12 protein-coding genes and 1 tRNA gene are annotated in these 12,875 nt (G+C 59.7%); 7 read left to right on the forward strand and 6 right to left on the reverse strand.

Annotated elements, in window-relative coordinates; genetic code table 11:
• Positions 1 to 41: 41 nt before the first annotated feature.
• Together pbpG and ACYVI2_RS01980 are read right to left on the reverse strand one after the other, a co-directional pair.
• Positions 42 to 1,211, reverse strand: coding sequence for a D-alanyl-D-alanine endopeptidase (gene pbpG / locus ACYVI2_RS01975; RefSeq protein WP_415821879.1), 1,170 nt, complete (start codon positions 1,209 to 1,211; stop codon positions 42 to 44).
• A 194-nt stretch (positions 1,212 to 1,405) separates the two neighbouring features.
• Positions 1,406 to 1,480: transfer RNA gene (locus ACYVI2_RS01980), tRNA-Arg, on the reverse strand.
• A 293-nt stretch (positions 1,481 to 1,773) separates the two neighbouring features.
• Here ACYVI2_RS01980 and ACYVI2_RS01985 point away from each other — a divergent pair.
• The 3 genes from ACYVI2_RS01985 (at position 1,774) to katG (ending at position 5,392) form a co-directional block, all read left to right on the forward strand.
• Entirely contained in the window at positions 1,774 to 2,979 is a 1,206-nt protein-coding gene (locus ACYVI2_RS01985) for an MFS transporter (protein WP_415821880.1), read from the forward strand.
• Between the two features lies 1 nt (position 2,980).
• Entirely contained in the window at positions 2,981 to 3,115 is a 135-nt protein-coding gene (locus ACYVI2_RS01990) for a hypothetical protein (RefSeq protein WP_415821881.1), read from the forward strand.
• 138 nt (positions 3,116 to 3,253) lie between these two features.
• On the forward strand, positions 3,254 to 5,392 hold the full coding sequence (gene katG, locus ACYVI2_RS01995) for a catalase/peroxidase HPI (RefSeq protein ID WP_415821882.1): 2,139 nt from the start codon (positions 3,254 to 3,256) through the stop codon (positions 5,390 to 5,392).
• A gap of 80 nt (positions 5,393 to 5,472) precedes the next feature.
• On the opposite strand, the gene ACYVI2_RS02000 is transcribed toward katG, so the two are convergent.
• Together ACYVI2_RS02000 and ACYVI2_RS02005 are read right to left on the reverse strand one after the other, a co-directional pair.
• Entirely contained in the window at positions 5,473 to 6,036 is a 564-nt protein-coding gene (locus ACYVI2_RS02000; protein ID WP_415821883.1) for an anti-virulence regulator CigR family protein, read from the reverse strand.
• Between the two features lie 178 nt (positions 6,037 to 6,214).
• On the reverse strand, positions 6,215 to 7,609 hold the full coding sequence (locus tag ACYVI2_RS02005; protein ID WP_415821884.1) for an APC family permease: 1,395 nt from the start codon (positions 7,607 to 7,609) through the stop codon (positions 6,215 to 6,217).
• Positions 7,610 to 7,965: 356 nt separating this feature from the next.
• On the opposite strand from ACYVI2_RS02005, the gene ACYVI2_RS02010 reads away from it, so the two are divergent.
• Positions 7,966 to 8,307 carry a hypothetical protein gene (locus ACYVI2_RS02010; RefSeq protein WP_415821885.1) on the forward strand — a complete coding sequence of 114 codons (342 nt, stop codon included), beginning with the start codon at positions 7,966 to 7,968 and terminating at the stop codon, positions 8,305 to 8,307.
• Between the two features lie 81 nt (positions 8,308 to 8,388).
• Here ACYVI2_RS02010 and ACYVI2_RS02015 read toward each other — a convergent pair whose 3' ends face one another.
• Complete coding sequence (locus tag ACYVI2_RS02015) at positions 8,389 to 9,591, reverse strand: MFS transporter (protein ID WP_415821886.1); 1,203 nt, start codon at positions 9,589 to 9,591, stop codon at positions 8,389 to 8,391.
• An 83-nt stretch (positions 9,592 to 9,674) separates the two neighbouring features.
• On the opposite strand from ACYVI2_RS02015, the gene ACYVI2_RS02020 reads away from it, so the two are divergent.
• From ACYVI2_RS02020 to ACYVI2_RS02030, 3 genes are all read left to right on the forward strand, one after another.
• Positions 9,675 to 10,628, forward strand: coding sequence for a diacylglycerol/lipid kinase family protein (locus tag ACYVI2_RS02020; protein WP_415821887.1), 954 nt, complete (start codon positions 9,675 to 9,677; stop codon positions 10,626 to 10,628).
• Positions 10,629 to 10,645: 17 nt separating this feature from the next.
• Positions 10,646 to 11,602 (forward strand): metallophosphoesterase family protein, encoded by a 957-nt coding sequence (locus ACYVI2_RS02025; RefSeq protein ID WP_415821907.1) that lies wholly within the window; start codon positions 10,646 to 10,648, stop codon positions 11,600 to 11,602.
• A 70-nt stretch (positions 11,603 to 11,672) separates the two neighbouring features.
• Positions 11,673 to 12,443, forward strand: coding sequence for a phosphatase PAP2 family protein (locus tag ACYVI2_RS02030; RefSeq protein WP_415821888.1), 771 nt, complete (start codon positions 11,673 to 11,675; stop codon positions 12,441 to 12,443).
• On the opposite strand, the gene ACYVI2_RS02035 is transcribed toward ACYVI2_RS02030, so the two are convergent.
• Entirely contained in the window at positions 12,375 to 12,836 is a 462-nt protein-coding gene (locus ACYVI2_RS02035; protein ID WP_415821889.1) for a PaaI family thioesterase, read from the reverse strand. The two genes, ACYVI2_RS02030 and ACYVI2_RS02035, sit on opposite strands and share 69 nt — an antisense overlap.
• Between the last annotated feature and the right edge of the window lie 39 nt (positions 12,837 to 12,875).

The following is a 12,875-nucleotide window of genomic DNA, read 5'->3' on the forward strand; positions in this document are numbered from 1 at the left end:
CGCAGCGCTTTCGCGCCAGGTCGATGGCAGGCGCCCTCGGCCTAGCGCATCGACATGACTTTCGAGCCGGTTGCGGGGTCCAGTGAGGCGACGTCGCTTTGCAGGATGCGGCGCATGCGCACGGCATCACCGATGCGCGAGTACTTGCCTTGGGAGTCCAGCAGCACGATGGCAATATCGCGGCCGTTGATGCGGGTCATCATGACCAGGCACTCGCCGGCCTCGTTGATATAACCCGTTTTTGAAACCTTGATGTCCCAGTCCGCCTTGCGCACCAGCAGATTGGTGTTGCGGAATGTCTGGGTACGGTTGGCGACGTCGACTTCGTATTCGTCGTCGGTGGAATAGCGGTGGATGAGGGGACGCTGGGCCGCTGCGCGCAGCAGGCGCGCCAAATCATGGGGCGACGATACGTTTTGGCTGGACAGGCCGGTCGGCTCGATGAAGTAAGTGCTGGACATGCCTAGCGCGCGCGCCTTGTCGTTCATGGCTCGCACAAAGGCAGGGATACCGCCCGGATAGTTGCGTCCCAGCGCGTGGGCCGCCCGGTTTTCGGAAGACATCAATGCCAAATGCAGCATGTCGCCGCGGCTCAAACGCGTTCCGACCTGCAGGCGCGAAGTCGTGTGCTTGAGGACATCCACGTCTTCGGCAGTGATTTCCAGGGTCTGGTCCATGGGCTGGTTGGCGTCCACGACGACCAGCGCAGTCATCAGCTTGGAAATCGAGGCGATCGGCCGCACGACGTTTTCGTTTTTGGCGAACAGAACTGTCGAGGTTTCCAGGTCCTGGGCGTAGGCCGTGGTGGAACGCAAGGCCCGGATTTCCTCACGGATGGAGGCTTCGGCGGCGGGCAGGGCGGCGGCGCTGGCATGTGCGGCCGCGGTGCGCTGGCGTGCGATGATCGTGCTCTTGCGCGCGGCGGTTTTCTTGCTCGTGGCGCGGCTCGCGGACTTTTTAGCGCTGGTCTTGGCCGAGGTCTTTTTTGCCTGGGTACTGGACTTTGCCGTGGCCCTGGTGGATTTCTTGGCGGTGGACTTGCTGCTCGTCGCGGTCGTCTTGGATTTCGCCGCCTTGCAGGCTGCGGATTTTGCATTGGTCTTGCAGGGATCGGCCTTGGCCGCATATGCCGCGTCCGGCAGCACACTCGCCAGTGCCATGGTCAAAGGCACCAGAATGGTTACAACGGCGCGTTTCCAGAAAAACACCATAAGACTACCGAGACAAAAAAGGGTACGCGACCGGACTGGTCAGAGGGCGGCTTGAGCGGAGCCGGGAAAAAGTCAGATGAATTATAGACTTACGTGCAGAATTTAAACAGTTTTTTTAACTGTGGCGCAAGCGCGGGATTGCAACAGAGCCTAAGCGTGGCTTTTTTGCCCTGAGATAGAGGCCTCTGAACGGATGGCCTCGCCGGGTGGAATCGAACCACCAACTGACCCTTAGGAGGGGTCTGTTATATCCATTTAACTACGGCGAGGCGGGCTCGGAACGCGCAAGTTCCTGATAACAAAGCATATCGTTGGCATGGCCATTCGCTTTGCGAGAGCCGAATTCTAGCATCTGGCCGAAGGTGTTTTGATGCATTGCAAGAACCGTCCGTCTGGCTGCGTGCAAAGCCGGATTGATACCCCACTCCTGGACAGGGGCTAAACCGTTTTATTACGGCAGGTTGTATATGATGGGCAAAATTTCGTTATGTGCACAATATTGGTGCTCGAGCCTGCGCTTTGCACCATCTCGGCGCCCGCGCTAATCATCTAGGCAGATCAGATGTCTTCCTCGCAATCGGTTTCACTGCGTACCCTGTGGTTGGGCACGTTGATCGTGCTGCTCGCCATGGGCGTGCGCGCCACGTTTGGCCTGTTTATGCAGCCGATGGGCTTGGCGCACGGGTGGGGGCGCGATGTGTTCTCGATGGCGTTCGCCCTGCAAAACCTGGTGTGGGGCGTGTCCTGTATTTTCATGGGCATGCTGGCCGACCGATATGGTTCGGGACGCACGATTGCGCTGGGGGCGTTGCTCTACGTAGTGGGCATGATCGGGACGCGCCTGGCGACCGACGAATTCAGCCTGTACATGACTGCGGGTGTATTGGTGGGGTTGGGGCAGGCAGGTACGACTTTTCCTGTGATTCTGCCTGTGGTGGCGCGCTCGGTACCGCCTGAATTTCGCAGTACGGCCATGGGTATTGCCAGCGCGGGCGGCTCGATGGGGCAGTTTTTGGTGGTGCCCGCAGGGCAAATGCTGATTAGTGGGCTGGACTGGACCGGGGCACTGTGGGCGCTTTCCTTGCTGGCTGCGGCCGGTATTCCATTGGCCTACTACTTGCGAGGCAAGCCTGCGGCTCACGCCAGCGGCCAGTCGCTGTCTGCCGCCATCCGTCAGGCCTTGCAGCACCCGTCATTTCATTTTTTGGCGAGCAGTTATTTCGTTTGCGGATTCCACACGGCATTTATTACTTTGCATCTGCCCGCCTATGTGGCCGACGGCGGATTGAATGCCAGTCAGGGGGCCACGGCGATTGCGCTGATTGGCTTGTTCAATGTCTTGGGATCGTTTTACGCCGGCAAACTGGGAGGGCGCTATAGCAAGAAGAAGCTATTGGCAGGCGTCTACGGTTTGCGCGCCTTTGGCATGTTGTTACTGCTGGTGATGCCGCTTTCGCCTTGGGTACTGTATGCGTTTGCAGCCTGGATGGGATTGTTCTGGTTGGGTACGGTGCCGTTGACCCAGGGACTGATCGGTCAGATTTATGGGTTGCGATATGCCGCTACCCTGTCTGGCATTGCTTTTTTGGGCCATCAGGTAGGCAGTTTCATCGGCGTATGGCTGGGAGGCTATGTCTACTCCACAACCGGCAACTACGATCTGATGTGGTGGATCGGTATTGCGCTGGCCATCATTGCGGCGCTGTTGTGCCTGCCGGTGCGCGAGCAATCGCTGGAACCGCAGCCGCTACCGCAGGCGGCGGCCTGACATGAGGCGCCGCTCTTTCTGGCGGGCCTTGGGCGGGATCGCGCTGGTGGCCGTGCTCGCGCTGGGGTTCCTCGGGTACATGCGGCCGGATTTGCAATTGAACTGGGAAACGCTGGCGGCGATGTGCGGATTTTGAGCGCCTGACCATTGATTTTGTGAATTATTTATTTCTATAAATAGTTAAAAACTATTTATCCTTTTATTTAGTTCAATTTCATCTCCTAACAAAGCCTGAGTAAGATGTGGACACCAGTCACACCAGGGAGTCCTCATCGTGTCATCTGAAGCCAAGTGTCCTTTTCATCTCGTCGCAGGCAGCGGTACTACCAGTCAGGACTGGTGGCCGAATCAATTGCGTGTTGATCTCCTCAATCAACATTCCAACCGTTCCAATCCGTTGGGCGAGACGTTCAATTACGCAGAGGAATTCAAAAAGCTCGACTACCACGCACTGAAAAAAGACTTGCGTGCGTTGTTGACCGATTCACAGGACTGGTGGCCGGCAGATTGGGGCAGCTATGCCGGTTTGTTTATCCGCATGGCCTGGCACAGTGCCGGTACCTACCGCATGGTCGATGGCCGTGGCGGCGGTGGCCGTGGTCAGCAACGCTTTGCGCCCTTGAACTCCTGGCCGGACAACGTCAGCCTGGATAAGGCGCGCCGCCTGCTGTGGCCAATCAAACGCAAATACGGGCAGGCGATTTCCTGGGCCGATTTGATGCAATTAGCGGGCAACGTGGCGTTGGAAAACAGTGGTTTTCGCACCTTTGGTTTCGGTGCCGGCCGTGAGGATGTGTGGGAACCCGACCTGGATGTGAACTGGGGCAATGAAAAAGCCTGGCTGGCGCATCGCAAATCCGAGGCGTTGACGGGCAGTCCGCTCTCGGCCACGGAGATGGGCCTGATCTACGTCAATCCCGAGGGGCCAGAGGCCAGTGGCGACCCGGTCTCAGCGGCGCCGTTCATCCGTGCGACTTTTGGCAATATGGCGATGAACGACGAGGAAATCGTCGCGCTGATCGCGGGCGGTCACACGCTGGGCAAGACCCATGGCGCTTTCCCGGCCGACAAGATTGGCGAGGCGCCAGAGGTCGCTTCGATCGAGTCTCAGGGTTTGGGCTGGTCCTCCGGCTATGGCAGCGGAGTAGGCGCAGATACCGTGACGTCGGGACTCGAAGTCGTGTGGACCCAAACGCCGACCCAGTGGAGCAACCACTTTTTCGAGAATCTGTTCAAGTACGAATGGGTGCAGACACGCAGCCCGGCAGGCGCCATTCAGTGGGAAGCCAGCGACGCCGAGGCCATCATCCCTGACCCGTTTGATCCGTCGAAAAAGCGCAAACCGACGATGTTGACGACGGACCTGACGTTGCGCTTTGACCCCGAGTTCGAAAAAATCTCGCGTAAATTCCTCGAGGACCCGCAGGCATTCAACGAAGCCTTTGCCCGAGCCTGGTTCAAACTGACCCATCGCGACATGGGACCGAAGGCGCGTTACCTCGGACCTGAGATTCCGAAAGAAGATTTGATTTGGCAGGATCCGTTGCCCGCGCCGGTGCATGCGCCGACCCTTGCTGATATCGCCGATCTGAAAGCCCGCATCGCTGAATCCGGGTTGACCGTGGGTCAATTGGTCTCGGTGGCCTGGGCTTCGGCGGCAACGTTCCGCGGCGGCGATAAGCGAGGCGGGGCTAATGGCGCACGCCTGGCCTTGGCGCCGCAAAAGGATTGGGCGGTCAACCAGACGGCGGTCTGTGCATTGGACACTCTCAAGGCCATCCAGCAGGCCAGCGGCAAGGCTTCATTGGCCGACGTGATCGTGCTGGCGGGTGTGGCCGGCGTCGAGCAAGCCGCCAAGGCGGCCGGCGTGGCAATCGAGGTCCCATTCGTGCCGGGCCGTGTCGATGCGACGCAGGAACAGACCGATGTACCTACGTTCGACTTGATGGAACCAGTCGCTGACGGTTTTCGCAACTACGGCAAGGGCGGCAATGGCGTACGCACGGAGGAATGGCTGATTGATCGTGCACAGTTATTGACACTCTCCGCGCCTGAGTTGACCGCGCTGATCGGCGGCCTGCGTGTGTTGGGCGCCAATTACGATGGCGGTACGCATGGCGTGTTCACCGATCGTGTCGGGGTCCTGAGCAATGATTTCTTTATCAATCTGCTCGACATGAATACGGCATGGACGGCGACCGACGACAGCGCCGAAGTCTTTGCCGGGCGCGATCGCAAGACGGGTGAGGTGAAATACACCGCCACGCGCAATGATCTGGTGTTCGGCTCGAATTCGATCCTGCGTGCCTATGCAGAGGTCTACGCTGCCGAGGATGCGCGAGAACGGTTCGTACGCGACTTTGTCGCCGCCTGGGGCCGGGTGATGAATCTGGACCGTTTCGACGTGCAGTGATTCCCGTGTCGTAGGGAATAGCATGATGCACCGGTCGCCTGTTGGCGACCGGTTTTGCGTTGTGTTGAGCGTTTTTCCCGCTATTCGAATACGTCAAACAGCACATCGGCGATGATCGCGGTACCAATGGCCACCAGGATCAGATCCGTGCCGGCCACTTGCCATTCATAGCCTGGATGGACCGGTAAATGAGCCAGCATGGGGCCTGGTATCGTTTTTTTGGCTATCCCCGGAGGCAAGGGTTTGCCGCGCGCCAGATTTTTGCGGATCCCGGGAGGCAGTGCTGTGTATCGAGTGGCGCCATAGTCGACAGCATAACCGCGGGCAGTCGACAGCGTGATGCCTGCAGAGGTGAGCGAAATGTTGACGTCGCTGTCTCCGCCATGACCGCCTTTGCCGTTGTTGCCGCCTTTTGAGCCGGATGACTTATTGGAGTGGTTGTCGTTGCTTTGGCCTTTGCTTTTACCGCTGCTGTTGCCATTGCCCTGGTTCTTGCTCTTACCGTTTCCATTTCCATTTCCGCCGCCTTGGCTGGACTGCGACGGCTTGCCCTTGCCCTCGGGGGGCGCCGCCAGAGGCTGGCTGATGAGTGCGACCTGGCAGATCGCGGCCAGAATGACAGTAGCTAGTGAAGATGCGCGCATGGTAATGGACTCCTGCTTGTTTTGAGTATTCGACCAGCGAACCAAGTGTATGCCGCAGCCGTTCTGTCGGGGTGCCAAAACAAGCAGCCGAGGGTTGCTGGCATGACGAAATGCAACAAAAACGCCCCGCTCTCTGGGGGAGCGGGGCGTTTTTGGCGTATGGCGGCAGGTTAGTCTATCAATCCTCGGTCAAGTGTTCCGGATCCAGGTGACGGTGTTCTTTGCGATGCACCAGCACGGTGATGCCCCACATCACGACCCCCAGCGCGAGCAACCATCCCGCGACTTGATACTGAATCGGATCGCGGCCCGTCAGCGGGGTGACCAGAAATACGCAGGCGGCGGCGCCCACGCATGACAGCACCGTATTGGCGCGGAAATGCTCATGTTCGACTCGATCCTTGCGCAGCACCAGTACCGCGACGTTGACAAAGGCAAATACCGCCAGCAACAGCAGTGCCGTGGTCCCGCCCAGGGCGCTGATTGCCTTGGAGTTGCTGGACGACACCAGCACGATCAGTCCCAGACCCAGCGCAGTGGTAAAGAGAATCGCCGACCACGGGGTGTGGTTGCGGGCATGCACATACGACAGGAACTTCGGCAGCACGCCTTGGCGCGACATCCCATACAGCAGCCGGCTGGCCATCATCATGTTGATCAGGGCCGAGTTCGCCACCGCAAACATCGAAATGATCGGCATGATGGTTTCCATTGGCAGGCCGGGAGCGGCTCGTTGGACGACCAGCACGAGCGGGGTGGAGCTCGCGGCCAGTTCACCGACCGGAATCAAGGCGACGGCACAAATGGATACCAATACATAAATGACGGCGGTGATGCCCAAACCGGTCAACATGACTTTGGGAAAAATGCGATGCGGGGCATGGACCTCTTCGGCCATGTTGACCGAGTCCTCAAACCCGACCATGGCGAAAAATGCCAGCGCGGTCGCAGAAGTCACTGCCAGGAAGACGCTCTTGTTTTCCGGGGTTTCGAATGCCACGACGCGCGAGAAATCGGCTTGGCCGTTACTGATGGCATAAAAGCCCAGCAGGATCACCAGCAGGAGACCGCTCAACTCGACCAGCGTCAGGACGACGTTGGCTTTCACACTTTCTGACGCGCCACGGAAATTGACGATCATGATCAGCAGCATGAATCCCAGAGCACCCATCGTCACGGCCGTGGGGTCATTCTCGAGTCCCAGTGCGACAAACAGATTGGCAGAAAATGCCCTTGAGGCCGTAGCCGCAGAGGTCAGCCCGGAGCACATCACCGTAAAGCAGACGATGAACGTCAGAAAATGGATGCCGAAGGCTTTATGCACATAAAGTGCGGCGCCAGCGGCGCGCGGATATTTGGTGACCAGTTCCAGATAGGAAAATGCAGTCAGCAACGCCACAAAAAACGCTACTAAAAAGGGCGCCCATGCCGCCCCGCCGACTTCTGCCGCGACTTGTCCTGTCAGGGCATAGATTCCCGTGCCAAGAATGTCGCCAATAATGAACAACAGCAGCAGCTTTGGCCCCATTACCCGTTTCAATTGGGGGTGTTCTGCGCTATCTTGCGTAGACATACTTCTCTCCTCTCGTTATTTCCGCCGGGTGCCAGTATGTCTCTGGAGACTTCGGTGTCGTGATTGACTGTGTCACCGTTAATTACGAGAGGTTTCCATCGTGAGCCGATTTAAATGGGACTTTGAGGGGGAAATGGTGTGCGTCAATTGGTCGCATTGCCATTTATTGTGTTTTCTGTGCAAATTATCATTGCGGTCCGCGCCGGATAGGAGTATTTCTATACCTAACAGCAGTTCGTGACTAACACGCTGGTGTTTTGGTGGACCGGGGCAGCAGAAGTCCGGCCACGCTGAAGTGCCAGGCCAGTAGCTGTGCAGGCAATGTGTCTGCATAGGCGTAGAGCGAGGAGGCGCATATGGCAGTGGTATACGCGGATTTTGTACGTGAGCGCGGCAAAGGTGGCCGTACTGTCAAGACTTACCGTGCTAAATCACAGCGCGCAAAAGCATATCAGCGCGCAACCGCGGCAGCAGCACAACGGGTAGCAGCACCAGTTCATGCTCGCCAAGGTGGCGCGATTTTCTGGATGATCATGCTACTGGCGCCTTTGGCGGGTTTGGCAGCACCCTTGTTGGCAGTGCCTCTCATCGGTGAGCCACAAGGCTGGATCCTGGCTGGTGCTGGATTGTTGGCCTGTGTCTTGATGCTATTGCGCTTGGCGATGCACGAGGCAGACCACGCTCAGCATAGCAAGTAGTTTTAATCGAAACAGGGTTTAGATGCCGGTGCGGTCCGATAGGGGACCGCACCGGCATCTTCGTTTTGGGCGACGGTCGCTTTACCCGTTCTTCACCGAAGGGTTGCCCCGCGGCAGCCAGCGCCAGAACACCGCCGCCGCCCCCAGGCCGAATATCCCCATGGTGCCGACGGCCAGGGCCAGCGACGCAACGCCTGTCATGACCGACAGTACCACGGGCCCCAGGCTGCTGCCCATGTCGGCGACCAGGCGCCAGATTCCGAGAAATTCGGTACGCCCCTTCATGGGGGCCGCGTCTGCGCCCAGTGTCATGACGATGCCGGAGCTGATGCCATTGCCCAGGCCCAGCATCATCGACACCACGATAAAGCCGATGGCGCCCGTGCTGAACGAGGTGCCAATCAGGGCAAGGCCCATCAGCAACGTAGACGGCACCGCGACCCACAAACGTCCACGCCGGTCCATCAGCGTGCCGGCAGGGTAGAACACCGACATATCGATCGCCGCGACCAAGCCATAAATCAGAGACGTCGTGCTGGCACTCATGCCCAGATGGTCAGCCCAGAGCGGAATGACGACTTGCCGCGAGGCGCGCACGGCGCTGACCAGCAGGATGCCCAATCCCAGGGTCAAGAGCACCCGGCTGTGCGAGTGTGCAATATCCAGCAGGCGTGGCTTGGCGTGGGCTGCGCTGCCCCGTTGACGCTCAGGCGGCGCCATATCGGGTGCGTGATAGGCGATCAGGCCGGCGCCGATCATGGCGGCGATCGCCACCCAATAGGCCCCGTCCAGGCCGATGAAATGGATCAAGGCGGCGCCCGCAAACGGCCCGGCAAAGGCGCCGATCCGCATCGTGCCGGCCAGCGTCGACAGCGCCCGGGCCCGCATATAGGCCGGCACCGCATCGATCATGTAAGTCTGCCGGGCCAGCATGAAGATCGACGACGCCATGCCGATGAAGAACACGCCGACCGCAAGCATCCAGGCATGGCTGGCGAAGATGCACAGGAGCAGGGCCAGCACACTGAGCACCGCCGCGCCGACCATGGAGTGCCGCTCGCCATAGCGCGAGGTCACCAGCGCAGCGGGGATATTGCTGACGAGCGACCCGATGCCGATCAGCGCCACGATGAGCCCCGATGTGGCGACAGAGGCGTCCAATTCGCGGGCGCTCAGGGCCACCACAGGCAGGATGGCGCCGTTACTGACACCGTAGAGAACCGATGGGCCGAACGCCGGAACGGCTATTTTTTTTAAACTGAAAGGCGCGTCGGGGCTCTGCACGATGGGGCCAAAAAATGAGATCAGGCGCTATTCTAGTCCCTTGCTGCTTGCTTGCCGGGGGCGTGGCGCGCTATCTTTGCCGCATGAAGCCCCTTCATTTGACTGGCGACGAGCCATTTTTCATTGTGCTGAACACAGGCTCGGGCCGGGATGACGCCAGTGATGTCCAGGCGACCATTCAGCGCGTGTTGGACGAGGCGGGACGCCGCTATACCTTGATGCCGGTTCACGATGGCCGGCAGTTGCCCGCCATGGCGCAAGAGGCGGTCGCGCGTGCGCGCGAGCAGGGCGGTATCGTTGTGGCGGCGGGTGGTGATGGCACGTTGAGCGCAGTGGCTCAGACGGTATTGAGCAGCGGCTTGCCGTTCGGCATTTTGCCTCAGGGCACCTTCAACTATTTTGGGCGTACCTACGGCATTGCCCAAGACACCGAACTGGCGACCCGATGCTTGCTGGCAGCACAACCGCAGCCGGTGCAGGTGGGATTGGTCAACGACAGACTGTTTTTGATCAATGCCAGCCTGGGGTTGTATCCGCAATTGCTCGAGGACCGCGAGGCGTACAAGCAGCGGTATGGCCGCAGCCGGCTGGTCGCGGTCTGGTCTGCCTTAGTGACCTTGGCCCGGGCTCACCGGCAATTGACCGTGCAACTCGAACATGCAGGACAGGTGCGGACCTTGCGTACGCCAACCATCGTCGTGGGTAACAACGAGTTGCAGTTGGAGCAGATCGGGATTGCCGAATCGGCCGCGCTGCAGCAAGGGCAGCTCGTCGCGATGGGCGTTCGGCCGGTGGGTACATGGGCTCTATATGGATTGGTGCTGCGTGGCTGGCTCAGTCGTTTGGGCGACGCGGATCACGTGTTCAGTTTTGGGTTTGAACACCTGACAGTGCGTGTATCGCGGACAAAGCGGCGCATCAAGGTCGCCCTGGATGGAGAAATCCATTGGCTGGATGCGCCACTGGAATTTCGGGTGTCGGATCAACCGTTGCAATTATTGGTGCCTCCGCCATCTCTGCGTGCAGAGCGCGTTTGAGGATGGCAAAGACATCGATGACACGGATTCTGCATCTTTCAGACACGCATTTCGGTACCGAGCGCGAGCCTGTGCTGCAGGCGCTGTTGAGGCTGGCGGGTGAGTGGCAACCCGATCTGGTTCTGCTGAGCGGGGACATCACTCAGCGAGCGCGGCATGGTCAGTTCGCAGCGGCGCGGCGATTCGTGCAGGCATTACAGCGGCCGGTATTGGCCGTGCCAGGCAATCACGACATTCCATTATTCAATGTGCTGGCGCGTTGGTTGAATCCGTACGGGGGGTATCGCCGGGCAATGGGCCCTGTGCTGGAGCCGGCGGTCGAGATGCCGGGGCTTCTGGCGATCGGGGTGAATTCGACCCGGCCAGGCCGGCATAAAAACGGCCAAGTGGATCGCAGGCAGGTAGATAGAGTCGTGCAGCGGCTCAAGAAATCGAGTGCTGATTGTCTGAGGATTGTGGTGCTGCATCATCCTGTGCGGGCCGCAGTAGAAAGCGATCAGCGCAATTTACTGATCGGCCGCGAGTGGGCGGTGCCCGCCTGGATCGAGGCCGGTGTGGATCTCATATTGGGTGGGCATATTCATTTGCCGTATGTGCTGCCCGCGTCAGAACTCTCTGTCGCAGCACCTGGCCTGGCCGCGGATTCGATACCTGCGAATGCCTTGGACGCAATGAACACGCCTGCACAATGGGAAGCCGCGGAGGCTGCCAGTGCCGCGCGCGCAAATGCATCGAGTAGCGCAGAGGTTTCAGGCGCTGCCGACGCCGGACGCCGGGCCTGGGTGGTGCAGGCGGGGACAGCAGTGTCACGGCGCGTGCGGGGCGGCATTTCAAACTCGATCAATCTGATCGAACACGAGGTCAGGCAAGGGCAGCACCAGTGCGTCATCCAGCGCTGGGACTATATGGCTGATCTCCAGGCGTTCGCGTGCGCCACTAGCCAGACGTTGGGTTGGCGCCGTGGCACGCAATAGCATCTGGCTGCGGGTTAGCGACGGCCCTGGATCGCCGTCGTTCTTATTTTTTGTTTTTCGTTGACCTTGTATGGACACCGCCGCGCACTGGGCCGCTGCCTATCCCTTGTTAATCTTATTGGCGGTGCCGGCGCTGGCAGGGGGAGTGGTCGGCTGGTTGAGCCGACGCTGGGACGCCCGGTCGCCATTGGCCGGAGAGGCGCCATATTGGCTGGTGGCCGTGGGGGCGGGCGGCGTTTTTCTCATGGTCGCGGTGGCGATGAGTCTGGGCAGCCCCTTGGTGCGGTTCGACAATCTGCTGGCTGCGGCGCTCGGGCAATCCATGTCATCGTCGTTGTTGTGGGTGCTGTCTTGGTTCACCTATCTGGGGAATCGCAATCTACTGGCATTGATCGCCATCACGTTGACGCTATGGCTGTTGTGGCGGCGAGAATACGCGATGGCACTGCTCTGTGCGGTGGTGACGGGCGGTGGCGGCCTCCTGAATACGGCAATGAAATTCACGTTTCAGCGTATTCGCCCGGAACATGTGCATGGCTACGTCCAGGAAGTCGGCTGGAGCTTTCCCAGTGGGCACGCGTCGGCGTCGATGGCGGTGTACGGATTCGCCTGTTATCTTGCCGTGCGCATGATGCCCGCACGTTGGCATCGTGTTTGCCTGGTGAGCGGTGCGATGCTGATCGCTGCGATCGGCGCCAGCCGCGTACTGCTGCAAGTGCACTATTTGAGCGATGTGATGGCCGGTTTTGCCTTGAGCCTGGCCTGGCTGTCGCTATGTCTTGGGGTGATGAGACGCAGGCACCGACCAGGTGCTGACGATGTGGGCCACAGGCTCGGATGAGCGCTCCCCGTGCAGCAATACTTCGCCTGCCGTCATTCTGCCGACCTTGAGTAATCGGGCGTCCGCAATAATGGCGCCGGCGGGGCTTTTGCGCAAAAAGTTGATGGTCAGGCTGGCCGTTACGGCGTTCGCCTGGCCGGTGGCACCGACCACGGCCGCGTAGAGCACCAGATCGGCGAGCCCCATCAGCATAGGTCCCGCGACAATGCCGCCCAGACGTTGATGGCTGTCCCGCGCGGGTAGTACTGCGCGGGCGGTGCCATAGCCAATGTCGGTAATTTCTATGCCCAACACCTCGGCGAATGGATGCTGTTCCGCCAGCAGGCGTTGAAAGTCAGTCACGCTGATGCGTGCGGGCTGGGGAGCGGACGTCGGGTCCGTGCAAGAGCTCATGGTGTTCCCTGGCGAGTTGTTTCCAGTCTGTGCAGACCT

Source organism: Bordetella tumbae (genome assembly GCF_054780995.1).